The sequence below is a fragment of the Alicyclobacillus fastidiosus genome (assembly GCF_026651875.1).
In the GTDB taxonomy this organism is placed as follows: domain Bacteria; phylum Bacillota; class Bacilli; order Alicyclobacillales; family Alicyclobacillaceae; genus Alicyclobacillus; species Alicyclobacillus fastidiosus.
Window position 1 is genome coordinate 5318414 of sequence record NZ_CP104067.1, and the last position, 23309, is coordinate 5341722.

Here is a 23309-nt window from a genome sequence, read left to right on the forward strand (position 1 = left end):
GTTGGGGAATAGCCAAGCGGTAAGGCAACGGTTTTTGGTACCGTCACGCGAAGGTTCGAATCCTTCTTCCCCAGCCAGTGTGCCCTTAGCTCAGCTGGATAGAGCGTTTGACTACGAATCAAAAGGTCGGGAGTTCGAATCTCTCAGGGCACGCCAGTTTGACGGAGCATAGCGCAGCTTGGTAGCGCGCCTGCCTTGGGAGCAGGAGGTCGTGGGTTCGAATCCCGCTGCTCCGACCAGTGCAATTCAAAATTGCATGCATCACCCTCCCGGAGTGGCGGAATTGGCAGACGCACACGACTCAAAATCGTGCGGGAAACCGTGCCGGTTCGAGTCCGGCCTCCGGGACCATGTGGGGGTATAGCTCAGCTGGGAGAGCACCTGCCTTGCAAGCAGGGGGTCGTCGGTTCGAATCCGTCTACCTCCACCACATTCCTCGATAGCTCAGCGGTAGAGCATCCGACTGTTAATCGGAGGGTCGTAGGTTCGAATCCTACTCGGGGAGCCAATTTTGCTCCCATAGCTCAGTTGGCAGAGCGCATCCATGGTAAGGATGAGGTCACCAGTTCAAGCCTGGTTGGGAGCTCCAGTCATGGCCCCATGGTCAAGCGGTTAAGACACCGCCCTTTCACGGCGGTAACGCGGGTTCGAATCCCGCTGGGGTCACCATTGTTGAGAAGGAAAGAACTTCCCTCTTGACAGAGTAGTAGGCTAGCATGTACGATATTTATCGTATCTCTTGCGGAAGTGGCTCAGGGGTAGAGCATCGCCTTGCCAAGGCGAGGGTCGCGGGTTCGAATCCCGTCTTCCGCTCCATGTTTCGGAGGATCGAATGGTCCTTCGAAAATGTGCGGGTGTAGTTTAATGGTAGAACGTCAGCTTCCCAAGCTGAGAGCGAGGGTTCGATTCCCTTCACCCGCTCCAATGCACTTGCGACTGTAGCTCAGGGGGAGAGCACCACCTTGACACGGTGGGGGTCACAGGTTCAATTCCTGTCAGTCGCACCATCTGCGTACGGCGCGTCGAGCTTTTGACCGCTTAACGCGTCAGGCCCTATCGTCTAATGGTTAGGACGCCGCCCTCTCACGGCGGTAATAGGGATTCGAATCCCCTTAGGGTCACCATCTATGGAGTGATGGCCGAGTAGGTCGAAGGCGCTCGCCTGCTAAGCGAGTATACGTCTTAAAAACGTATCGAGGGTTCGAATCCCTCTCACTCCGCCACATGGAACTGTGGTGTAGAGGCCTAACATGCCTGCCTGTCACGCAGGAGACCGCGGGTTCGAATCCCGTCAGTTCCGCCAATATGTGGGCCCATAGCTCAGCTGGCTAGAGCGCACGACTGATAATCGTGAGGTCGGTGGTTCGAGTCCACCTGGGCCCACCAAAGAAATAAAGAGACCGATTTGCCTCGATGCGAATCGGTCTCTTTTTTGTCGTAGCTCGATTTCGCCCAATTGCGTCAAGTGATCCCCTTACATGCAAAGGATTCCCTAGCATTGTCATAACAAATTTGGTGCACAATACGCCCTAACAGTTCCCGTTCGTCAGGCGCTTCTGCCGTTCCCACCCATTCGCCAAGCAAGTTGCAAAGCATCTGCCGGAAGGCCGTGGCGCTTATCGGATACGAACCGGCGCCAGCCGTACAGCATCCCGACAGATGCTAAGGAGTCCCATGCTGCCAAGGCATTGTGGGCCTCCAGTGCGTTGAGCAACGCGATCGTGGAGTCGCTAGTACCGCCACGACCTAGTTCAATCGAGCAGCTCGGAAATCGATACCATTCGCCGCTCTGCAATCGAGCGATTGGCTGCGACTCCTAGTAGGACGGACATCGCTCCGGCTCGAGATCCCGCTTGGTGACCGAGCGGATCTGTTGTAGCATCGCGAAACAAATGGTCTTTGAGCAACCTATCCCCACCACCGTGCCCGCCCTGCCCCAGCGGTACTTCAAACGTCTGCACACCGCCGAACAGCGGGTAGAAGCGAATCTCATGCGATGTTAGGCTCTCCTTCTGCCAAGGTTTCGCAAATCTCCAATCGACTGGCGTACGGACCTTTTCGTCTCGTCGCAAAGAGAAGTCCGATTGATCCTCCTCCGATATAAAATATTCTGGTTCAAATGCCTCGAGTCGCCCCTTGGAGCCGTTGAATGCCACTTGCCAGCCCTCAAATGGCGTCGCCGCCGTCAGCGCATACGTGAGTTGAATATCATTTGGATAGCGCGCCAATACGGACATGGTGTCTTCGATGTCCGTATCGTCCGAGAAGACGCACTGATCTCGATAATAGCCGTCGTGCGCCTCATGGTCTAAATACAACGAACGATACTCGCCCTCGGATACATCGAGATAAAACTCACAGCTATGCCCTAATTCACACGTCCTACAACGCTCGCTGTGCCCAGGTTTTCGCTCTGAGCGGTAGAACTGGCGCGATCCGACCGCGAATACATCGATGGGTTCCTCACCCAACCACCAGTTGATCAAATCGAAGTGGTGCGTGGCCTTGTGCACCAGTAATCCGCCAGAGTTCCGCTTCTGTCGATGCCAACGCCTGAAGTAATCCGCCCCATGCACCGTATCCAGGTACCAGCGAAATTCCACAGAATGTACCTGTCCGACAATGCCTTGCATCAGCAGTTCCTTCACCTTGGTTTTATAGGGTGCATATCGGTAGTTAAAACTGACGCGGACTCGCTTGCCTGTCTCCCGTTCGGCCTGCAGAATTGCACGTACTTTTTCATCGTCGATGGTCATGGGCTTTTCCGTAATGACATCTCTACCATACTGTAGCGCTTTTAGGATAAATTCGTGATGCGTCGCGTCCTTCGTCGTCACGATGACCGTGTCACACTCAATTGCGTTCATCATCTGGTCGAAATCCGTAAATATCGGAATATGCTGACCTAAAACGGCTCGGGCGTATTCTAGTCTCCCAAGGTTGGCGTCACATAGCGCTACGAGTTGTGCAACATCTGCGTATTCACTCACCAAATCCTTTGCAAACATGCCGATGCCCCTGGAACCAGTCCCAACGATGCAGTACTTTACCGTCATGCCGTCTCCTCCTTCGCGTTCTATCAAGTTATGTATGCAATCACTCGCCAGAATAACAACGTTATTATTTGTGGCGAGGGCGACTTGTTTACCGTGATCGAACCGATTTCCGCACAGCCATCCTAGGTAGAATATACGTGGCTGGCTCGACCGACTCGCCATCGACGATGCTCAGCATCATGTCGACCGATTCGACGGCCAATTGCTCAAGCGATGGACCGACCGTCGTGATGGGTACTTCCGCCTGTTCCATATCCGGTAAATCGTCGTAGCCAATCAGTGAGATTTCCTCCGGCACCTGTAGTCCACGTTCTAGTAGAGCGCGTAGGGCGCCCTTCGTAACTAGATTGTTCGAACCGATAAACGCAGTTGGAGACGAGCGAGTGAACACATAGTTCTTAACGGCATAGTACCCGTCTAACCACGTTTCGTTCGATGCGAGCACATATTCGTCGGGGACGTCAAACCCGCACACTCGCATATAGGACTTAAAGCTGTTCAGTTTCACCGCCTGACTGTCGCCAATCAACCCAATTTGGCGATGCCCACATTCCAACAGGTAGTCGATCGCGCTTTTGATTGCTAACCCCCGATCAATCAATACTGACGGGAAGTTAGAGAGTGCGTCATTTCCGATTTGCAGTACTGGAATTTCAACCGCGAGCAGTTGTTCGGGTATCTCACTTCCGCGGTTGAGATCTCCCCAATAGAGCACTCCTTCCACTCTCAACTGCTCAAACAGTTGGATGCCGTGCTCGGATAGGGACAGAATCATCTCATATCCGCGTTGCTTCAACTCCTGGTTCATACGCACGGCCAGGTTTGAAAACAACGGATTCCCGAAGTTCGACAAGACCAGACCGATTAGGCCGCTCTTCCCAGAGACGAGTTGGGATGCATGAATATTCCGTCGATAATGAAGCCGGTTTGCGATATCAAGTATTTTCTGCTTTGTCGACGCTTTGACCAGCGGGCTATTTTTTAACGCCTTGGACACGGTGCTGTTGCTGACGCCGGCCGCTTTTGCGATGTCCCTGATAGTTACCATATGTTCACCCGAGAATCCGTCATTCAGATGGTGAAACGCGATTGATTTGGATTGTAGCACTGGACGTTTGCCACGACAATAACAACGTTGTTATTTTCTAAACTGTTTGTGATCTACCGACGCGCGACAAAACGCGGCCGGCACCTGTTGAGTAGCCCGCCGCGTCAGATTGTGAAAATCTAGAACGCCATCACTGTTCAAAATCGTTGTGGGATGAGGATGGCGACCATAATGGCCCCAATCACCCCCGCTGCACTAAGAAACACAAACGCGCCGGTGTAATCGCTGTTTGCGCCGATGATCACACCCATGATAAACGGGGCAAAGGCCGCAACGATGTTGCTCAACCCGGACATCACACCCGTTTGACTGCCGACGTTGGACTGTTTGGAAACGCCATGGACAAGAGAGAAGACCATCAAGGTCGTCGTTTGGAGCGTCCAAATGGCAACGGCGAGTAGCAACATCGCCAACAAGGTGCTAGACACCGCGGTACATCCCCACAGCACAACCGCGTAAACGATGTACCCGCACACGGCGAACGGCGCCCTTCTGTTCACCTTATCCGCCCATGCGCCAAAAATCATCAGTACCACGGCACAGAGGAGCCAAGCCACCAACGTGAATATCCCCATGCCAGACATAGACAGATGGCGCACGTCCACGAGATATTTGGGGACCCACGAATTCACTCCCCAAAACCCCATCCCGGTGGCGACGTTGGCGACCAGCAACAGCCACAAACGATAGTTGCGAAGCCCACCTGTGGACTTGGGCGTGCCAAGCGCTTTCCCTTGGTCGATAAATATCCGCTCCGGCTCATCGATGAATGCAGAATCGGCCGGGTGGTCGCGGACGAGTGAGATGATGAGCCCGAGCGGTATGAGGGCGACCGCTGCGAGGATGAAGAACACCGAGTGCCACCCAATACTGCCGATGATCGAGGTAATGATGATGCCGCCGAACGCGATGCCCACATTCATTCCGTTGACCCATATCGAAGTCGCGCGGCTCTCTTCATCTCTGCGGAACCAATTTGACGTCATTTTTGTACAAATCGGCCATAACGCGCCCTCACCGAGCCCTAACAGCAGCCTCGAGATGTACAAGGTGACCGGATCGGTCGACGCACCCGCGAGCAACGTCGCGACTATCCAGATGGACACTGCGGTGATGGCGGTCTTCCGAGGTCCCCAGCGATCGATGACAAATCCCCAAACGACCATCCCGATGCCGTAAGTGACGAGAAACAGAGTGGTCAGTAATCCGATTTTCCCTGGTGCATTGGATAGACCCATATCCGAGAGAAAAGGTTTGTACGCACTGATGATGCCGACATTCGTCTTTTCAATGGACCCGACGGCCCACAAACTTGTCAATACGGGCAGAATGTATAGCCATCGCGTTCTTCCGATCTTCTTGGTCAAGGTGATGGAAGACTCGACCTGCGGGGAACTCCCCATAACGTACACCCCTTTTCGATTGACGGAAAACGCTTACAAGGATTCCAGTAGGGCGCCTTTTACCAAGGCACCTGATGCTTGAGCAGAACTTCCTCTCGGCGTTCGGCCGATTCTAATACAGCCAGACAAACCTCTAAATTTGCAAGGCCCCATTCGGCGTCATGTGTACTCGCGTCGTCTCTTTTGCGCACTGCCTCGACAAATTCCCGTACGACAAGGTCATGTGCCGTGGGAACCCGATTTAAGGTGATCTCCTCGACCTCCTCGTCGGAATAAATCAACAACCCATTCGGGCTCTGCCGAATATCTCCGTGGTCGCAGCTGACGACAGTCAATCCAAAAAATGGGCTGTGGATGGGGCCGTGATCGGAGGCCGGATTTTGGTATTGACTCCTCTTTTGTTTGAGGGACATCTCCTCCGTTTCACTAATCCCCTTGACCCGTTTGCGGCTCATCCCGTAGTGGCTGTCATCCGCACGCCTCGCTTGGCCCCCCCACTCGCCGATATCCCAAGTCAGTTCCGAGGTGTGAAAGTGGTCGTACCCGTTGTAGACGGCGGTGGCCGCCAACCCGTTTTCAAACTCGAGATACGCGACGTGACTGCCTTCTGTCGGCCTGGCTGGGTCCCAACGGCCCGTCATCGCACGCACACTGCGGACCACTCCCCCACCCAGATATCGGATGATATCAAATTGGTGAGAGCCCTGACGAAACGTGACCCCGCCGCCTTGCGTAGTATCCAATTCCTCCTTCGTTCTAGGGCGATACAGCCAATCGTTGTAGTTCCAATTGTGAATCATTCTAACAGGGCCGAGCCGCCCGCTGTCGAGAACGTCTTTGATGGCCTGGATAGGCGGATCAAAACTGTGAGAGTGGCCGACGATTACCGCTAGTCCGCTTTGCTGTGCCTTCTCGACGATTCCCCGAGCTTCTTCCAGTGTCACTGCCATCGGCTTTTCGACCAGTACATGCTTTCCAGAGTCCAGTGCAAGGTGGATTTGCTGCGTATGAAGTTCTGTCGGAGTGGCGATATAGACCGCGTCGATTCCGTCAAATCGGCACAACTGTTCTGCGTCTGCAAACACCGGCACTCCATAATCCTGTTGAAACGCGTTGCGCTTTTCCTCGCTTCTGGTCGCAGCGGCGCTTACCAGAATGTTCGCGTTGGCGAGGAAAGCGGGAAGCATCTGTCTGGTGGCGGTGCCAAGCCCAGCGATGCCCATACGAATCGGCTGCGTCACACACGTTACCCCCGTCTCATCAAAATTCAACTCGCGTATGAAACCGTCATGCCTCACTTAACTCGTAGGCAATGTGGTGAACGTGTTCTACGATCTCACCTTCCCAACCACAATTCGCACAGTAACAAAAATATACAGATTCGCAGTCGCGCCAGTAGGCGACGATGAGACTAGTCACTCTGCCCAAAGGTTCTCCACATCCAGGGCATCGGCGAGAATCGTCCAATTGGGGCTCCATCGCCGCAGTGTTACTGGCCATTCAGCACACCTGGATTCGCAAAGAGGTCGATTAAATCCTTTGCCACTGGGCAGTGTCTGGTCTGGAAGCGCATCGTCACACTTTCAAATCCCTCGCTGAAGTGATGTTTCTTCCTCTCCAAGGGCAGGTTGATGATGGTATTCTTGGCCGGATCTCGGATGACGCCGAGGGGATCGATACCTTGGCGGACTTTGTTGATCTGCTCCGCGTACAATTTCCGCAACAGAATGATCCCTTTGTCTGTCGTCCCAAGGTGTTCGTCGCTTCGGTCGGCAATCGCTCCTTGCGTCACCCACGTCATAATGTCCTGGCCGTCGATGTAGTCTGTAATAAACTCCCCATCTGGATGGCGCCAAGGCACTTCATACAAGCACAATTTCTGCAGCGATTCCGGAATCTCCACCCCTTCTCCGGGGATATACGCGTTGTACCAAACGTGCCAGGTATGCGTGTCGTCTATCGGGACTCTCATCTGAAATGCGTAAGTGCCCAGGCCGCCGCTGCCAACCGCGAGAATATACGGGAACACGACAGGATGCCCGATTCTCCAGTCGTCTGAGTCCTCGCTTTGCCCCTCGAGGAGGCGGCGCTTGATAATCCCGTATTCGAAGACGTCGAATGCCGTTTTTACGTGATGTCGCGAAAACGCAACCTGGACCTCGTCACCGAGCTCATTGTGGATGAACTCGTGGTAGTGGCCGTGCAGCCACTCCGTGTGCTCTGGGTCCAGCGAGTTCTCCATGATCTGGAGAAAGTTAACCGGCAATACAGCCTGGCCCACCACGCGAATCGCGTTTTCTGCGACAAAGGCGTCATAGCGTGGGAGTAAAGGGGCAGGTTCGGGCCCGAGGTAGGCAAAAATCAGTCCACCGAGCTTCTGGACTGGGTATCCCGACATCCGGATGCGCTGCTTAAACGTACTTTGCTGCGGCTCGTTCGGCTGATCCGTACATTGCCCAGTATGATTGAAACACCACCCGTGATAGGGGCACCGAATTCCCTCGTCCTCTGGGATGCCATAGACGAGCGAAACCCCTCGATGCGGACACTTTTCAGCAATCAGGCCGAGGTTTCCGGAGCGGTCCCGATACAGCACCAGATCTTCTCCTAACAGCCGAACTCGCTTGGTCCATTTTCGCTCCAGTTCCACTTCCGCCGCGACGGGAAACCAGTAACGCCGCAGCAATTCTCCCATCGGAGTGCCCGGCCCAACACGTGTAAGCGTCTCGTTCTGCCCAGTCGTCATCATCTGCGCACCACAACCTCTCTTCTATCGTTCATGTGCTTGCAGCCCATTGAGGTGGCCGGAGATCAGCGATTTTTCCTCGTGATATGTCCACACTTTTCTGACAATTTTCGGCGACCAATTCGTCTCTTGTGTCCGCTTTAAGTTTTCTCCCTCGAGCACGTGATGGTTCCGATTCACCAGGTAAGTCTGGTACTGTTTTTTTGCGTTTTCTTCCATAAAGACCGCAGTTGCAAACACCTCCTCAACGCTGCCGCCGACGACCACACTTCCGTGGTGGCGAATTTGAATCGCCCGATGACCCGCGAGCGCGCGCGCCAACTCCTCGCCCATTTCCCTCTCGTTCACGAGGCTCGAACGCTCATAGTACGGGACGAATTGAGAGAATGACCCAATGGAGAACACCGGCTTGAGGGGTAGATCAGCAATACCGAGCACGGTTTGCCAATGCGGATGATTGTGGACAATTGCATAAACGTCAGGGCGCTGTCGATAGATTTCCGTATGGATGTACACCTCGCTCGGCGGTTCCGGTCCTCCCGGCTCCGGCGTGCCGTCGGCGTTGCAAACCACCACGTCGGAAGTCGTAAGCGTGGCCCTGCTCGCCGCGCGCGCGTTAATCAGAAACCTACTATCGCCCTCTGCTAGCCGACAGCTGATATGCCCGTTCATGTCCAGTAGATCTACGCGTTCCATCATGCGTATCGCCTTGACGAGGCTCAACTTGCGATTAGCCATCTCATCGGACATCCTGAATCCCCTCCTCAGGTCCTGAAGTCAAGAATGCGTTTACATACGTTTAGGATACGGGCCGGATGGATGGCAATCAAATTTATATTTCGTTTCGTTGATATAATGAATTGTTTATACTAAACGAAAGTGAGAGACCCTGCCGGAAGTAGGCGCGGGCGCTACCCTGCTACGGCGCGGAATTGAACGCGTCTCGTCACTGCAGAGACTCTCCCACATCCTGATGCGCGAGGGGCAACTAAGCGTGGACACTCCACTCAACTTACATCACCTGCACCTGTTTTGTACGGTGGTCGAATGCCGGAGCTTCAGTAAGGCGGCGCAAGTTCTGATGATGACCCAGCCTGCGGTCAGCTCGCAGATCAAATCTCTAGAACAATCGTTGTCGACCATACTGCTCGAGCGCACGGGCAAAGAACTTCAACTGACCGAAGCCGGAGCGCAGGTCTACGACTCAGCCAAGAAGATCATGGCCCTGGAGCACGGCTTGCGGGCCACTGTGAAAGAGTTGAACTCCGGTCAGGTCGGACACGTTTCCATCGCGACCAATCGCCCATTCGGTCGCTACTTGCTGCCAAAACTCCTGTCGAAGTTCATCGCTGACCATCCGAGGTCGGAGGTATCCATTCAGTATGCCGACACGCTGCGAATCTGTGAGCTGGTTCTCGACGAAGTGGTCGATATCGGGGTGGTCAGCTCGGATGACCACCAGTTCAAGCACTCGAAGTTGCATATTCGCTTTCTACACAGCGATGAATGGTGCCTCGTCAGCTCGGCGCGCGCGCCTTGGACTGCATTGCCTCTCCTTCAGGTACTCGAAGCTGCGCCGCTCGTGAGTTCGCTGGAAGACTCCACGAATTGGCGTGAAACCAAGTACATCTTAGATTCGCTGCAACTGACGGACGCACAGTACCGCGTGTGCGTGCGGTTGGATGATATTGAATCGATCAAGGCGATGGTGGCAGAGGGCAGCGGTGTGGCGTTTCTGCCTCGCAGCTGCATTCAAACGCAACTGTCCCAAGCGGAATTCGCGGAGATTGAGCTGCCGCTTAAGTCTAATCCCCATTTGACCTTCTGGATAATCACCAAGCCGAAAAGACAGGTCCGTCCCACCGTAGATCAGTTTATCCATCTGCTAACCACCCATTTCAGAGAGTAGTCTGCACTGCGTTCGCGTTTTAAAGGCTGTCTTGTCGCGCTCGATACAGCGGGTGCGCGTCAAGAAAAGCCGTAGATTTTGTTCCTGTATGTGAAATAGGGACATTTCGGAATCCGCGATTTCGAGTTATGGTGAAAGCGCATACCATCACTCGCCTGCCCCTTCCCGCCGAACCAGAGGCGTTTTCGACGCCCACCGAAATGGCGTTACTGGGAGTGGCCGGGGGATCCACAGGGATGAAACGCTGGAAGCACAAGCCCGTACTTGAACGGAGGTCATCATATGTCCAAATTGCCACTGTCCTTCGCTTGTTGGAACTACGACCGAATTGGTGCACTCGTGGATGGAAGCGTGCAACCCGAGGGGATCGACCTCAATTATCTAAACATGCCCGTCGAGGAGACATTTTGGCGGATGATGCGCCATCAGGAATTTGACGTCGCCGAACTGTCGCTGTCCTCGTACCTCATTGGCCGGGATAGAGGCTATCCTCACGTCACCGCCATTCCGGTTTTCATGTCGCGCTCGTTCCGTCACTCCGGCATCTTTGTCAACACCAGCGCAGGGATTGAAAAACCGGAGGACCTGCGCGGGAGGCGCGTCGGGGTACCGGAATACCAACTCACGGCATGTTTGTGGATCCGGGGAATCCTCCAGGACGAATACGGGGTCGCACCATCGTCCATCCAATGGTTTACAGGTGGCGAGGAAACGCCCGGCCGTCTAGAAAAGGTCGCCTTACAGCTTCCGCCGGAAATCCACATTCAACCGATCGGTCCGACGCAAACGCTCAATGAGATGCTGGAGTCCGGTGAGATCGACGCGCTGATTGCACCGCGCGCGCCGTCTTCGTTTCTACAAGGTTCGCCGAACGTCGCCCGGTTGTTTCCAAACTACGAAGAAGATGAGAAGGCTTACTTTCAAAAGACCGGTATATTTCCCATCATGCACGTGATTGCAATCCGAGACGATGTTTTAGAGGCAAATCCTTGGGTTGCGATGAACTTGTACGTGGCGTTCGAGAAGGCAAAGCAAGTGGTGTACGACGGGTTCAACCAGACAGCGGCGCTAAAAGTGACGCTGCCGTGGCTCACGGCGGAAATCGAGCGCACAAAGCTCGCAATGGGGGATGACTTCTGGCCATACGGCATCGAACGCAACCAGAAGACGTTGGAAGCCGCCGTTCGATACTCCTATGAGCAAGGACTCATCAAAACTCGACCCCGGTTAGAAGACTTGTTCGTCAAGTCGACATTAGAAAGATTTACTATTTAAGACAGGTCTGACGATGCCACGCGCTGGTGGCTGCGAAATCCCCATCCTGCTGACGAGCCGAAAGACGACTGGTACCGACGGGACCAGTCGTCTTTCGGCTCGATGTATTCCTCACTGCCGCCCCGCTCAATCTCCGCGGCCTGCACCCTGCTCAAGCGATTGCGAGACGAACTGTTGCCCTCGAATGATTCGTTCCTGTGGGTAGACACGGCGTACGATGAGGACGATGGCACTCGCCACCAGCGCTTTCGCGAAGTCCCCAGGCAGAAATGGAATGGCCCCCGCCATCATCGCTTTGCCCCACGGACGAACGGCCGGCACCACGTGGCGCAGCCACAGGACGCCCGGAACGTACGAGATCAAGTCACCGCAGATGAAGAGGACGATGAGCAGGAGCCAGTACTCGCTGCGGGTCCGGGGCCGGATCTTGCCGACAAAGTAACCTGTGAGCCACGCTAAGATCGGCCACGACCAGATGTAGCCAGCTGTAGCGCCGACGAGGAGCCCAATGCCCGCGTTGCCACGAATCAGGGGGAGGCCCAGCAGATCTAAACCGATGACGATGAGAAACGTTAGCGCTCCGTACCAAGGTCCGAGAAGCGCCCCCGTCAACATGATGACGAGATTCTCGATGGTGATGGGAATTGGCCCAATCGGGATAGAAACTAGGCTTAGCACCGCAAACAGCGCGGCAAATAATGCAGAAAATACAAGTCCACGAAAGCGCATGTCGATTCTCCTTTACGAAGAAGTATCCGTTAACTTAAAATCTATATTAGGTTAACAATACGTACTTTATCACACATGCTGAAAGAGAGGGAATCATTTTGAACGGTCCGAGGTTAGTCGTGGATGATATCAGCGTGATCCGCGTGGGTACACCTCGTCCCGTGCTCAATCAGATCTCCCTCACGTTCTCTTCACACGAACTCGTGGCCATCTGCGGCCATAACGGCGCAGGTAAGACGACGTTCGCCCGGACGCTACTGGGGCTCTGTCCCGTTGCGAAGGGGACGATCTCATTGAACGGCCGCCCGGTACACCGTGCAGGGCAGAGGCAAATTCAGATGGTCTTTCAACCACCCAGCGCGCAACTCATCGGTCAAACCATCTTCGAAGAACTGGCCATCACCGCACTCCAGAGCAATCCGGCTCTGACGCGATCGCAACTGGAGCAATTCGTTCAGGACTGCGCCCTTCGCGTCGGGTTGCTGGCGCCGATTCACGCAGACGTCCATGCACTCTCCGGCGGGGAGTTGCAGCGCCTGTGCGTGGCTCAAGCCTTGGCGTCAGACGCCCGCGTCCTGGTGCTCGACGAGGCGCTCTCCTCCCTCGATCCCGCCACGCGCACCTCGCTTCGCCACCAACTGCGCGACCTGACCGTCACGCACGGTATGACGGTGCTTATGATCACGCACGACATGGAAGACGTATTGTCGGCGGACAGGGTGGTCGTGCTCGACCGCGGCGAAGTTCGGCTCGACGCAGTCCCGCGCGATTTCTTCTACGATGGCGCCGGTCAGACTTCGCCGTGCAGTTCACTGGGCTTTCACCCACCCTATCTGGTCGAGGCGGCCATCACCGCCAACCAGAAGTGGGGCACATCGCTCAACCCCCTGACCGAAGAACAATTTGTGGAGGAGTTGTCCCATGTCCCTGTACCTTGATCACATCGCGGTCGACGGGCCGACGGGAGCCCGACTACACCCGCTCTACAACACAGTCGAAGATGGCGATTTCCTCGTCATTCTGGGCCACAACGGCGCTGGCAAATCGACGTTGCTGGACGTGTTAGTGGGGCTTGAGGCGCCGTCGCGAGGAGCGGTGACCGGGACGTTTGCGCACGAGCTACAAACGGATGGGGGCGCGACTTACACAAGGCCAGCAGTGCGCCAAGGTCGCATCGGATACCTGTTCCAGTCTCCGGAGATGGGGCTGTTCGCGGGTACTGTAGCAGAGGAATTCGCAGTCACCTGGGGCATTTCATCCCTGCAGGTCAAGCAGCGCGCCTCTGAAATTTCTTCACTTTTGGGCCAGGTGGGGCTGGAGGGCATTGGTCTGGATGACATCCCCGCCACTTGGAGCACGGGGATGCAGCGACGCATGGCGTTTGCGCTCGTACTCGCAGAACATCCCCAAGTGATGGTTTTGGACGAGCCTACCGCCGGACTGGACGCGACGAGCCGCAGCCTCCTTGTCGAAGCGTTGCGCAGCTTGCACGACGAGGGGCGCACAGTGATTGTGGCGACCCACGACGCGGATGCGTTTGTGTCGCTCGCCACACGCGCGTGGGTATTGGACGCGGGCCAAGTGGTGTACGATGGTCGATTCACGGAACTCTACGAGCGCCCATCCCTGTTTCTGGAACACCACTTGGGCCTTCCTCCATCCCTGCGGCTACAAACCCGACTCCAGGCTGCCGGCGTACTCCACAAGACGCGTGAACTGGAACCATGGGCTCTGATCGACGAGATATACCGGGACGGCGCAGTGGGACGTGGCGCCCGCGAGGCCTTGGCCCTCGATGTAGATTTCGAGGAGCAAGGTGCGCTCACGCCCGCTCAGGAACCTCATACCAACGCGTCTAGAGACGTCCAACAGCACTTAGAGGAGCACGTGGCCACCCGCGAATGGTTCACTGTAGATCCACGATCCCGCTGGATTGCAGTCACCCTCATCATTCTCGCAATGGCTACGGTACACCGTACGACAGGCATTCTGGTTGGCCTGGGTACCACCGTGGCGCTGCTCGTCTTGTTTCGGGCAAACGCGCGGCGCGTCTTACAGTGGAGTGTCACGTGGGGATTGTTTGCGCTCGTCACCACACTGATTGGCGCCGCCCATCTCGGCGCGCCATTTCATCCGGCGGGGAGTTATGGCCTGTCGCTGTCCGAGGCGCGAAGGTCGGTTATCGCCATCATTCCGTACTGGTGCTTTCTGCAGTCCGGGCAACTACTGGTGACTGGCACGTCGGCGTTGGAGGTGCAAGGGATGATCGATTGGCTATTGCGCACTCTGCGACTACCTACGCGCGCTCGCCATCTGGGGGCGTTGACGGGCGGCATGGTCTACCGATTCATCCCCGCCATCGCCCACCTCTATCAGGTACAACTTCGGTCGTATCGGGTACGGACCCTGGCGAACCGTCGACAACGGTTCGCGTTCCTGCGCCTCACCCACGTCATTGCGCCGCTCGTCATCCGCCTGATTCGCTACGGCGAGACAACGCACGACGCGCTGACGGCGCGAAATCTGTTCGACGACCCAGTTCCAACTGACCCGCTCTTTGTGCGAACCACGCGCAAGGTCGATTGGTTGTTTGCTATCGGCGGTTTATGTGCGGCACTCTGTATCGCGTGTTTCCGATAGCATCACTCGCCGATGTTCAACACAATTTTGCCGACATTCTTGTTTGACTCCATGTATCGATGCGCGTCCTGAACATCTTTCCAGTCGAATACCGAATCGATGACGGGTGCGATTTCGCCGTTCGCCAGTGCGTTCCCAGCAAACGTTTGAAACGCCTGCGTGAGCTCAATTTTTGTGGCGACCGAGCGGGATCGCAACGCGGTGCCAATCACCTGCAGACGCCGTGCAAGCAGCGTGCCGAGGTTGACGCTTTGGACCTCTGCCCCGCCCATCGTCCCGATGATAATCAGTCTGCCATCGACGGCGAGCGATGAAATATTGTCCTCGAAATAAGGCGCACCGACAAAATCCAGAATCATGTTGACACCGTCGCCGCCCGTCTGTTCCTCGACAAAGGACACGAACGAGCCCTCGTGATAGTTCCATCCAGCCTCAGCCCCGAGCGACATGCACCGCTCCAACTTGACGGACGACCCGGCCGTCACAATCGATCTCGCCCCTGCCAATCGAATCAACTGGATGGCCGACGTGCCTACACCACTCGCCCCTGCGTGCACGAGTACCGTCTCGCCAGGCGCCAGGTTGCCGAGTGAAAACAGATTTAAGTAAGCGGTAAGAAAGGCTTCTGGGATAGCCGCACCTTGCGCAAACGTGAGCCGAGGCGGCAGCCTCATCAGCATCCCCGCGGGTACACACACATACTGCGCGTAACCGCCGCCTGGGAGCAGCGCACAGACCCTGTCGCCCACCGCTACAGCCGCGACCCCATCGCCTACCTGTGCGACCTCCCCGGCCATTTCCAGGCCAAGGATGTCACTTGCTCCCTGTGGCGCTGGGTAAAGCCCCCGCCGCTGAAGCAGATCCGCTCGGTTGAGTGCAGTGGCACGCACCCGAACGAGTACTTCCCCGGGTCCCGGAGAAGGTACTTCCGCCTCTCCAATATGCAGGACTTCGGGGCCCCCGAAGTCACTGAACAACACAGCCTTCATCCAAGTATCCTCCTCGCCGTGCCAAACGACTTCTGTATCCATTTTAGTTTAACATCTTTTTCCTCACAACAAACAAGGAGGCCTCCCGTCCTGTTGGACAGATGAAGCCACCTCCCGATGTGTTGCTCTGCTTGGAACGGCTGTCCCAGTCGCCCGATTGCAAACTTATCGATGTAATCCGCACTCGGTCTTGGCAAAACCAGTCCATCTTCCACTGCGAAGATCGCCACCTGGAGCCACAGGGCGAGTACAGTGAAAACACCCAATACTTGGATATCCTTGGTTGTGAAGGGAATTGTAGGGGACGTCGTGACGGTGAATGTAGTGCCAGACGTCTTCTTCTGTCCACAGAATCAATGGATTCACCTTGACGAGGTGAAATTTCCTGTCAGCTTCAAATGCCTGAGCCTTTGCACGAGTTGGAGCTTGGTCGCGGCGAATGCCGGTGATCCAACCATCGTATTGCTGCAGGTGCTTCGTTAGGGGTTCAACTTTGCGGAGGTGACAACATCGATTTGGATCGCGCCGCCAGAGCTCTTCCCCATACTTGCGCGCCTGTTCAGCTATCGTCAAGGCTGGTTCGACTTGCGTAAAATGGAATAGATGATATCTCTGCTTCACGGCCTCGATGAGTTCGTACGTCTCTTTAAACAGCACGTGCGTGTCCAAGTAGAACACGTTCACCTGTGCGTTCATACTCATCAGCATGTCGAGGATCACCATGTCTTCGGCACCAAAGCTGCACGCGAACGTCATGTCTGGCACCCGCGAGAGCGCAGCCTTCAAGATATCCCCAGGTGTTGACGTCTCATGCTTCTTCGCAAGTATTTGAATCGTCTGTTCGTCCAGCACTAAGCTACTCAAACCCATAGCACCTCGATCTCGATGGAATATCGGCGGCTGTGCACACAAAAAAGCCGCGGATTCGGCATTCGGAAGGATGGGCACCATCGAACTCGGTGTCTGCCGTTCGGATCATAGGTATTCCGCGCCTCTCGAGACTGTGCAGCCTGTTCAAGGCCTCTACACATGGAAGTTGAAAAATCGTCACACGCCGTTACACTTGAGATGGGCGTGGGAGCTCTCCTGGCCGTTTTTGTTCCTCAATGAGTTGCTGAATCACGCTGACGTACAGTTCGCCTTCTTCGGCGCCGACGCGAGTACGAAGCGATTCTGGCGTGTCGCCGGGGAGGACGGGGACGCGAACTTGGGCGAGAATTCGGCCGTGATCATACACCTCGTCGACGAAGTGGATGGTCGCCCCCGTCTCCTCGACTCCTGCCTGAAGGACGGCAGCGTGCACCCGCAATCCGTACATTCCAGGACCTCCGAAGGCCGGCAACAAACTGGGATGAACGTTTAAAATCCGGTCAGGGAACGCTTCGAGTGTGCGTTTTCCGACGTGTTTCATGTAGCCGGAGAGAATGACGTAGTCCACCTTGTGTTCGATGAGAACTCTGGCAATTTCGTCATCGAGCACATCGGCGCTCCCGCACCGCTTGGCGTTGAGGCAGTACGCCGGAATCCCCGCCTGTTCGGCGGCGGCGAGCGCACCTGCGTCAGGATTATTACTGATTACAACAGCTGCCTCTGCGTCGAGGCGACCGGATTCAATCGCTTGGACAATGGCCCTCATACTGGATCCATTGTATGACGCAAGAAAGCCAAGACTCAGTGTCACGATATCTACACCCCTGTATTTGCGTGTATGATCAAGCTACTCGCAGAAAGACATCTCCACGAAATAGAGAACGACGAACGGCCAACTTCTGCTATCACTATACCACGGGGAGTGCTGAACATGATTCATCCATCACAACGACTGAGCCAGCTGGACGAAGGCGTCTTTCAGGAACTGGCCTTGGAAAAGCGAAGACTCTTGGCTGAGGGTCGGGAGGTCATCGACCTCAGTGTCGGCAGTCCAGACCTCCCTCCGCCGCGACACGTGGTCAAGGCCTTACAGGAGGGGGTTCAAAATCCCGCCGCATACGGATACACCATCACTGGCCTCCCTGAGTTCCAGCAAGCCGTCGCCCTGTTCTATCGCCGTTACAACGTCACGCTCAACCCAGAGAGCGACGTTCTACAATTGATGGGCTCCCAGGACGGATTAGCACACCTTGCTCTGGCCCTGATCAATCCGGGAGACACCGTACTCCTGCCAGACCCTGGGTATCCCATCTACGAAGGGGGCGTTCGCCTCAGCGGTGGCATTCCCTACCCGATACCAATTGATGAAACGACACTGCACCCGAACTTTGATCTCATCCCAAAAGAAATACTAGAGCGCGCAAAGCTGATGATCCTCAACTATCCGAGCAACCCGACCGCCGGTGTCGCGACGAGGGAGATGTTTGAGCGCGTCATCCACGTCGCGCGCGAATACGACATCTTTATCGTCCACGACTTTGCGTACTCGGAGATGATTTACGACGACCAGAGAGCGGTTAGTATTCTCTCCTTGCCGGGCGCATCTGAGGTGGCTGTGGAATTCAACTCGCTCTCGAAGACGTTCAACATGGCAGGATGCCGGATCGGCTACGTCGTCGGCAATTCAACCGTCATCGGCCACTTGCGAAAGCTCAAGTCACATATCGACTATGGGATCTTCCTGCCTATTCAACGTGCCGCCATCGCGGCTCTGACGACAGAGTGGGACGGTCTTCTGTCCCAGCGAGCCGAGTATACGTTGCGGCGCGACGCGCTGTGCGAGTCGCTGGTTCAATACGGATGGCAGGTTCGCAAACCGGCGGCGACCATGTTCGTCTGGGCGTCCACGCCGAGCGGAGCGAAATCCTATCAGTTCGCTTTGGATCTCATTCGTCACGCCGGTGTCGCCGTGACGCCAGGCGCCGCCTTTGGACCACGTGGCGAAGGGCACGTGCGGATGGCCATCGTCCATGTACGGGACACACTTGTGGAGGCCGCGGATCGAATTGGAAAATTCCTGTCGACTTACGGCAATTGATCGCTCTTCCGGATCACGAGCAACCAGGAGGGTATCGTGCAGAGCACCCAGGGAGTCTTTGTGTTGTGCGGTCAGATTGCGAGCAAATACGTGCAGCGGCGAACGGAGGGTACCATCGCCTTGCCCTCCGCGCACCGCACCGCTGCCGAGCTCGCTCACGAGCTCGCGACATCTCTAGCGTCATTCGGTAGGAAGAAACTCAACAAGCTCCCGAGAATCGGCAAGAACATCAACACGTAGAACACGATTTTCAACCCGACGGCGTCGGAAAGAGCTCCGAAGAACGTCGCTCCGATGCCCCCGGCACCCACGCCAAAGCCGATCGTCAGTCCGGATGCCAAACTGATGTTCCGCGGGAGCAGGTACTGGCAGTAGACGACAGTGACTGCAAACGACGAAAGAATGAAGAAGCCAAACGGAATTAAAATGAACAGCGCAGCAGCACCGTGTAAAAATGGCAACAACAGCGCAAACGGAATGGAACACAACATCGAATACAGAAGAATTCGCTGCTTCGGCATCTTATCCGCGAGCGTTCCGCCGATAAACGTCCCTACGGCCCCAGCAGCGAGGAAAATGAAGGTAAACGAGTCAGCCAAATTGTACGACATTCCGAACTGATGCCGGTAGTAAAATGGCAGGAACACTGAAATGCCAATCTGGCACCACGACCGTACAATGACGACGATGACGAGCAACACGACCGCCCCGACCCGGTTGTCCCCCTTCGCTTCCCTCATCCGCCTACCATGCTCGCGCAAACTACCCCGATACCATGGATAAAGGCGACCGGTCAAAATCAGACCCAAGCCTACGGCGACGGCAAACCAGAGCAGACCGTGCACCCCAAGTGAAAGGAGGAACAGCGGCATCATGAGTTGCCCGAGCGCCTGCCCGCTGTTGCCGCCTACCTGGAAGATGGCCTGCGCCCGTCCTCTCGCATTTCCCGACGCCAACTGAGTTCCACGAGCCGCTTCCGGATGAAATGCGCCCGAGCCCAGCCCACTGATGGAGATCAAGAGAAGGAGCCAGGCGAAGTTCGGCGCTACACCTGTCAGCGTCAAACACAGCGTCGAAAGAAACAGCCCCAGTGGCAATAGCCAAGCGCGTGGGTACTTATCCGTAAGTGCCCCGAAGAGCGGTTGCGATATGGAAGATGTCAAATAAGAACATAGGACGACAAGACTAGTTTGCGTGTAATTGAGGTGGTATGTACTCATGTACAACGGCGATAGCGCTGGAACGACCCCCGTCGTCACCAGGTCGTTCAACAAATGCGATCCGCCTAAACTCCAAACCACACCACGGTTGAGTCCGCTTCGCGCCGGAACGGAACCTCGTTCTGTCACTCCGGAATCACCTCCCGATGACCGCATGCGGTTTTTAAGATTTACCTCCCGAATGATATCATACGAAAGTGTTTTGCTACATATAGGGGGTTCTGGGCTTGGAAGGACTACGATACGGGTTGCACGATCGACCCAAAAACGCGACGCTGATCCTGTCGTCAGTACAATGGTTCGTCTTCTCACTGGCGAATGTGATTACCGTCCCGATTGTTCTTGGGCACGCATTCGGTTTATCGGAAAGTGGTATCGCACTGTACACGGAGCGCTCGTTTTTCATCTGCGGTATGGTCGGGCTCCTTCAAGCACTCATCGGGCACCGTTACGCCATCATCGAAGGCCCAGCCGGGATGTGGTGGGGGGTCTTTCTCGTCCTGATTCAGATGACCAAGGACGAACACGGCTCTCTCCAGAGTCTGCTACAGGATTTAGAACTCGGTCTCATCATCGCGGGTCTGGTATTCATTCTCCTCGGCGCCACCGGTCTTCTTGCCTGGATACGCAAACTGTTCACACCTGTGGTGACCGGTACGTTTTTGGTGCTCCTTGCCTTACAGGTGTCGAAATCACTGGTAGAGGGCGTACTCGGTATCGGGTTCCGAAATCGGCCTACATTTTCACCTGAAATCGCACTGTTGTCCGTGCTTTTAATGGTACTTACCATTTTTCTGATGTTTAAGGCACGCGGCATCATCCAGTCGATTGCGGTGCTCATCGGGTTAATGGTCGGCTGGATCGCGTACGCCGCGCTCGGCTTGGTGGACCCACCGCACACCGCAGCCGCAGTCTTCTCTCTACCATCCATATTCCCATTTGGCCCGCCCAAGTTTCACATGGGGGTCAGTATTACTTGTGTCATCACGGCCATCATTCTACTGTCCAATCTGATTGCCAGTGTCCAAGCATTTGCAGGTGCAGCGCACGAGATACCGTCGAGCACAACGTATAATCGAGGTTCCGTCCTCACGGGGATAGGTACAGCCCTGTCTGGTATCTTTGGCGTGGCCGGCGTCGTGCCGCTCACAGCGGCCGCGAGCTTAGTCGCGCTCACCGGAATTGCCTCGCGACTCCCGTTCATCATCGCTTCGGCGGGCGTGGCGCTTCTTGGCTTCTTCCCCTTCATCGGACAGTGGGTAGCCACGTTGCCCGCACCAGTAGGGTACGCCATTCTGTTCACCGTGTTCGGCCAACTGCTCGGCTTTGGGCTGCGCGATTACAGACAACTGGCACTAGGTCAACGCGACGTCTTCGTCATTTCGCTCGCCGTGCTCACCGGGGTCGGAATCTATTTCATCCCGGCTACAGCGTGGCTCGGGCTGCCCGCCGTCCTCAGCTACTTGCTCGACAACGGACTGATTATCGGCATTGTTTTAGTGCTCACCTTCGAACATGTCGTCTTTCCTCGCTCGGCCGCGAAGTAGGATACTTGGTTTCTTTATGTATATTCACACCAAACCATCCTTCAGATCAGTCAAACAATAGGGTACCAAGAGTACCCTATTTGTCTCGCCGCGAGTGCTTTCGGTTCGAGAAATTCCGTGCCCTAGGCCGGAATCACCGCGGCTCTCTACCGACTTCTGCTCGTTGACTTCTTGTTGTGAAGAATGTAGTTCTCGGCCACATCCCGCTTGCGCAACGTATCTGGAAAATCCCCGCGAGTCTCGGAGGACTGCTGGAGGTAGGCAATCGCCTCCACGTAATCGCCGATAATCAGCCTCTGCAGCGGCTTCCCCGCAGATGCTCTATGGAGATGTGGTCGATACTCGTTGGTTCTGATTACGTCCACCGGATGCACCGCTTCCACGCGAAATCCAGACAGGATGGCTTTGACCTGCGCCAAGGGGGGGACCGCTAGAGAATCTGCCCCAATCTCTCGAAGGACTTCACCTCGAATCGCGTGTGGGACGGCTGTCAACGATGAGACCCCCAAATCCGATCGGCCGAGTGCGATGTTTAGAAAGCGCTTGACAATCGAAGGTGGATCCGTCTGACGAGCCTTCGCGAGCACGCTGTCCAGCCGATTGAGGGCGAGGTGGACGCCATCATCCAGCGCGTCGAGAAACGGTGTAACGTCTTCTTGTTTCAATGGAATATCCGAATCCGTGAAAAAGTACTTCTCGGAGTCGACCTGTTGACAGCCAATCGCCCGGCCTACGTCGTGACCAACCGGGTGACGGTAATAATCCACCTGAACGTTCTCCATCCCCTTATAGTCGTCCGACTGTACATCGTCCGTGCCATTCAAGACGAGTCGGATGTGATCGATATTAGACCGGGAGCATGCACGAATGACTTTGGGGAGGTTCCGCTCGCCTTGCGTTGGGATAATGACCGCCACATCGGCCGTTGACGGCGGTAGGAATGCGTCTTGCCAAGCCAGATCACGACGCCGGCCCAAATCCGTAAATCCCGCCCGGTTGCCTCGCTCCTCGATGATCACCGACATTCCTTCGAGGCAATCTCCGATGATGAGGCGGCGCATTTCCTTCGTGTGTGCAGCGCCACGATGCCGGTTTAATCGGCCCACGTGAACTCGTCCCGCCAGCTCGACGCGCAAATCAGACCTACAGAGCGCTCGCGCCTGTGCGACGGCAGGAACACAAAAGGCAAGCGGCCCCAACGCGTTCACCGCCTGCCGAGACAAGGCGTGAGGAACCGCCGTGAGACTAGCAGCCCGCAAGTCCGATCTGTCGGCAAAGATATTCAATGCGTTCTTCGCAATCGCTGTCGGATGATGAAATTGTTTCGTGTCTGGGAAAGGGTAACGGTTGAGCGCGACATCGACACCGCGTTCCACCGCGCGAACAAATGGCTCGAGTTGCGCCGGCCGCACAAGTATATCCGCGTCGAGGACGAGGAAAATGTCCCCTCGCGCAATGGACAGTCCGATGGCCCGCCCCACATCCGGCCCAAGTTTGTCGTCAAAGCGCAACACTCGCGCCCCTGCCAGCTTCGCGATGCGCGCGGTGCCATCGCGACAGCCATTTGCAACGACGATGACTTCCGGTTTTCGATGCCACTGCAACAAATGCCGCACCAACGGGCCAATGGTACTAGCTTCGTTATGTGCGGCGATAATTACACTCAAACGGTGCTTCATATGCGGCCCTCCCTGCTGCTGAGGTACTAGACAGCAAGTT

The 23309-nt window shown here is 55.8% G+C and carries 20 protein-coding genes and 15 tRNA genes; 21 read left to right on the top strand and 14 right to left on the bottom strand.

What is annotated here, in order from left to right; genetic code table 11:
* The first annotated feature begins 2 nt into the window (after window positions 1-2).
* From NZD89_RS25840 to NZD89_RS25910, 15 genes are all read left to right on the top strand, one after another.
* A tRNA-Gln gene (locus NZD89_RS25840) sits at window positions 3-77 on the top strand.
* 2 nt (window positions 78-79) lie between these two features.
* Window positions 80-156: transfer RNA gene (locus NZD89_RS25845), tRNA-Arg, on the top strand.
* A gap of 6 nt (window positions 157-162) precedes the next feature.
* Window positions 163-239, top strand: a tRNA-Pro gene (locus tag NZD89_RS25850).
* A 29-nt stretch (window positions 240-268) separates the two neighbouring features.
* Window positions 269-351, top strand: a tRNA-Leu gene (locus tag NZD89_RS25855).
* Between the two features lie 3 nt (window positions 352-354).
* Window positions 355-430 (top strand) — tRNA-Ala (locus NZD89_RS25860).
* A gap of 3 nt (window positions 431-433) precedes the next feature.
* Window positions 434-508, top strand: a tRNA-Asn gene (locus NZD89_RS25865).
* A 5-nt stretch (window positions 509-513) separates the two neighbouring features.
* Window positions 514-589 (top strand) — tRNA-Thr (locus NZD89_RS25870).
* A gap of 5 nt (window positions 590-594) precedes the next feature.
* Window positions 595-669: transfer RNA gene (locus NZD89_RS25875), tRNA-Glu, on the top strand.
* Between the two features lie 72 nt (window positions 670-741).
* Window positions 742-816, top strand: a tRNA-Gly gene (locus NZD89_RS25880).
* A gap of 34 nt (window positions 817-850) precedes the next feature.
* Window positions 851-924, top strand: a tRNA-Gly gene (locus NZD89_RS25885).
* 8 nt (window positions 925-932) lie between these two features.
* Window positions 933-1007, top strand: a tRNA-Val gene (locus NZD89_RS25890).
* A gap of 42 nt (window positions 1008-1049) precedes the next feature.
* Window positions 1050-1124: transfer RNA gene (locus NZD89_RS25895), tRNA-Glu, on the top strand.
* A gap of 5 nt (window positions 1125-1129) precedes the next feature.
* Window positions 1130-1223 (top strand) — tRNA-Ser (locus NZD89_RS25900).
* Between the two features lie 3 nt (window positions 1224-1226).
* Window positions 1227-1303 (top strand) — tRNA-Asp (locus NZD89_RS25905).
* A gap of 6 nt (window positions 1304-1309) precedes the next feature.
* Window positions 1310-1386: transfer RNA gene (locus tag NZD89_RS25910), tRNA-Ile, on the top strand.
* A 75-nt stretch (window positions 1387-1461) separates the two neighbouring features.
* Here the strand turns inward: NZD89_RS25910 and NZD89_RS29915 are convergent.
* The 8 genes from NZD89_RS29915 to NZD89_RS25945 form a co-directional block, all read right to left on the bottom strand.
* Window positions 1462-1596, bottom strand: coding sequence for a glucuronate isomerase (locus tag NZD89_RS29915; RefSeq protein WP_369125227.1), 135 nt, complete (start codon window positions 1594-1596; stop codon window positions 1462-1464).
* Window positions 1547-1684: a hypothetical protein gene (locus NZD89_RS25915; RefSeq protein ID WP_268005521.1), complete on the bottom strand. Its 138-nt coding sequence runs from the start codon at window positions 1682-1684 to the stop codon at window positions 1547-1549. Before NZD89_RS25915 ends, NZD89_RS29915 begins: the two co-directional genes overlap by 50 nt.
* Before the next feature lie 67 nt (window positions 1685-1751).
* Complete coding sequence (locus NZD89_RS25920) at window positions 1752-3056, bottom strand: Gfo/Idh/MocA family protein (protein ID WP_268005522.1); 1305 nt, start codon at window positions 3054-3056, stop codon at window positions 1752-1754.
* 88 nt (window positions 3057-3144) lie between these two features.
* Entirely contained in the window at window positions 3145-4104 is a 960-nt protein-coding gene (locus tag NZD89_RS25925) for a LacI family DNA-binding transcriptional regulator (RefSeq protein WP_268005523.1), read from the bottom strand.
* 197 nt (window positions 4105-4301) lie between these two features.
* Complete coding sequence (locus tag NZD89_RS25930) at window positions 4302-5567, bottom strand: MFS transporter (protein ID WP_268005524.1); 1266 nt, start codon at window positions 5565-5567, stop codon at window positions 4302-4304.
* A gap of 59 nt (window positions 5568-5626) precedes the next feature.
* Entirely contained in the window at window positions 5627-6808 is a 1182-nt protein-coding gene (locus tag NZD89_RS25935; RefSeq protein WP_268005525.1) for a Gfo/Idh/MocA family oxidoreductase, read from the bottom strand.
* A 248-nt stretch (window positions 6809-7056) separates the two neighbouring features.
* Window positions 7057-8313, bottom strand: coding sequence for a Rieske 2Fe-2S domain-containing protein (locus tag NZD89_RS25940; protein WP_268005526.1), 1257 nt, complete (start codon window positions 8311-8313; stop codon window positions 7057-7059).
* 24 nt (window positions 8314-8337) lie between these two features.
* Window positions 8338-9063: a class II aldolase/adducin family protein gene (locus NZD89_RS25945; protein WP_268005527.1), complete on the bottom strand. Its 726-nt coding sequence runs from the start codon at window positions 9061-9063 to the stop codon at window positions 8338-8340.
* A gap of 244 nt (window positions 9064-9307) precedes the next feature.
* Between NZD89_RS25945 and NZD89_RS25950 the strand changes: the two genes are divergently transcribed.
* On the top strand, window positions 9308-10222 hold the full coding sequence (locus NZD89_RS25950; RefSeq protein WP_268005528.1) for a LysR family transcriptional regulator: 915 nt from the start codon (window positions 9308-9310) through the stop codon (window positions 10220-10222).
* 282 nt (window positions 10223-10504) lie between these two features.
* On the top strand, window positions 10505-11497 hold the full coding sequence (locus NZD89_RS25955) for an ABC transporter substrate-binding protein (protein ID WP_268005529.1): 993 nt from the start codon (window positions 10505-10507) through the stop codon (window positions 11495-11497).
* A 126-nt stretch (window positions 11498-11623) separates the two neighbouring features.
* Here the strand turns inward: NZD89_RS25955 and NZD89_RS25960 are convergent, their stop codons facing one another.
* Window positions 11624-12226 carry a biotin transporter BioY gene (locus NZD89_RS25960; RefSeq protein ID WP_268005530.1) on the bottom strand — a complete coding sequence of 201 codons (603 nt, stop codon included), beginning with the start codon at window positions 12224-12226 and terminating at the stop codon, window positions 11624-11626.
* 98 nt (window positions 12227-12324) lie between these two features.
* Between NZD89_RS25960 and NZD89_RS25965 the strand changes: the two genes are divergently transcribed.
* Together NZD89_RS25965 and NZD89_RS25970 are read left to right on the top strand one after the other, a co-directional pair.
* Window positions 12325-13164, top strand: coding sequence for an energy-coupling factor ABC transporter ATP-binding protein (locus NZD89_RS25965; protein ID WP_268005531.1), 840 nt, complete (start codon window positions 12325-12327; stop codon window positions 13162-13164).
* On the top strand, window positions 13148-14866 hold the full coding sequence (locus NZD89_RS25970; protein ID WP_268005532.1) for an ATP-binding cassette domain-containing protein: 1719 nt from the start codon (window positions 13148-13150) through the stop codon (window positions 14864-14866). Before NZD89_RS25965 ends, NZD89_RS25970 begins: the two co-directional genes overlap by 17 nt.
* A 2-nt stretch (window positions 14867-14868) precedes the next feature.
* On the opposite strand, the gene NZD89_RS25975 is transcribed toward NZD89_RS25970, so the two are convergent.
* The 3 genes from NZD89_RS25975 to purN form a co-directional block, all read right to left on the bottom strand.
* On the bottom strand, window positions 14869-15855 hold the full coding sequence (locus tag NZD89_RS25975) for an NAD(P)H-quinone oxidoreductase (protein ID WP_268005533.1): 987 nt from the start codon (window positions 15853-15855) through the stop codon (window positions 14869-14871).
* A 165-nt stretch (window positions 15856-16020) separates the two neighbouring features.
* Window positions 16021-16719 carry a phosphoadenylyl-sulfate reductase gene (locus NZD89_RS25980; RefSeq protein WP_268005534.1) on the bottom strand — a complete coding sequence of 233 codons (699 nt, stop codon included), beginning with the start codon at window positions 16717-16719 and terminating at the stop codon, window positions 16021-16023.
* A 193-nt stretch (window positions 16720-16912) separates the two neighbouring features.
* Window positions 16913-17536, bottom strand: a complete 624-nt coding sequence (gene purN / locus NZD89_RS25985; RefSeq protein WP_268005535.1) for a phosphoribosylglycinamide formyltransferase — start codon at window positions 17534-17536, stop codon at window positions 16913-16915.
* Window positions 17537-17656: 120 nt separating this feature from the next.
* Between purN and NZD89_RS25990 the strand changes: the two genes are divergently transcribed.
* Window positions 17657-18823 (top strand): aminotransferase class I/II-fold pyridoxal phosphate-dependent enzyme, encoded by a 1167-nt coding sequence (locus NZD89_RS25990; protein WP_268005536.1) that lies wholly within the window; start codon window positions 17657-17659, stop codon window positions 18821-18823.
* A gap of 155 nt (window positions 18824-18978) precedes the next feature.
* Here NZD89_RS25990 and NZD89_RS25995 read toward each other — a convergent pair whose 3' ends face one another.
* Entirely contained in the window at window positions 18979-20172 is a 1194-nt protein-coding gene (locus NZD89_RS25995; RefSeq protein WP_268005537.1) for an MFS transporter, read from the bottom strand.
* A 98-nt stretch (window positions 20173-20270) separates the two neighbouring features.
* On the opposite strand from NZD89_RS25995, the gene NZD89_RS26000 reads away from it, so the two are divergent.
* Window positions 20271-21590, top strand: coding sequence for a purine/pyrimidine permease (locus NZD89_RS26000; RefSeq protein ID WP_268005538.1), 1320 nt, complete (start codon window positions 20271-20273; stop codon window positions 21588-21590).
* A gap of 146 nt (window positions 21591-21736) precedes the next feature.
* Here NZD89_RS26000 and NZD89_RS26005 read toward each other — a convergent pair whose 3' ends face one another.
* The gene (locus NZD89_RS26005) at window positions 21737-23269 is read right to left on the bottom strand and encodes a glycosyltransferase family 2 protein (RefSeq protein ID WP_268005539.1); all 1533 of its coding nucleotides are present in this window, start codon (window positions 23267-23269) and stop codon (window positions 21737-21739) included.
* Between the last annotated feature and the right edge of the window lie 40 nt (window positions 23270-23309).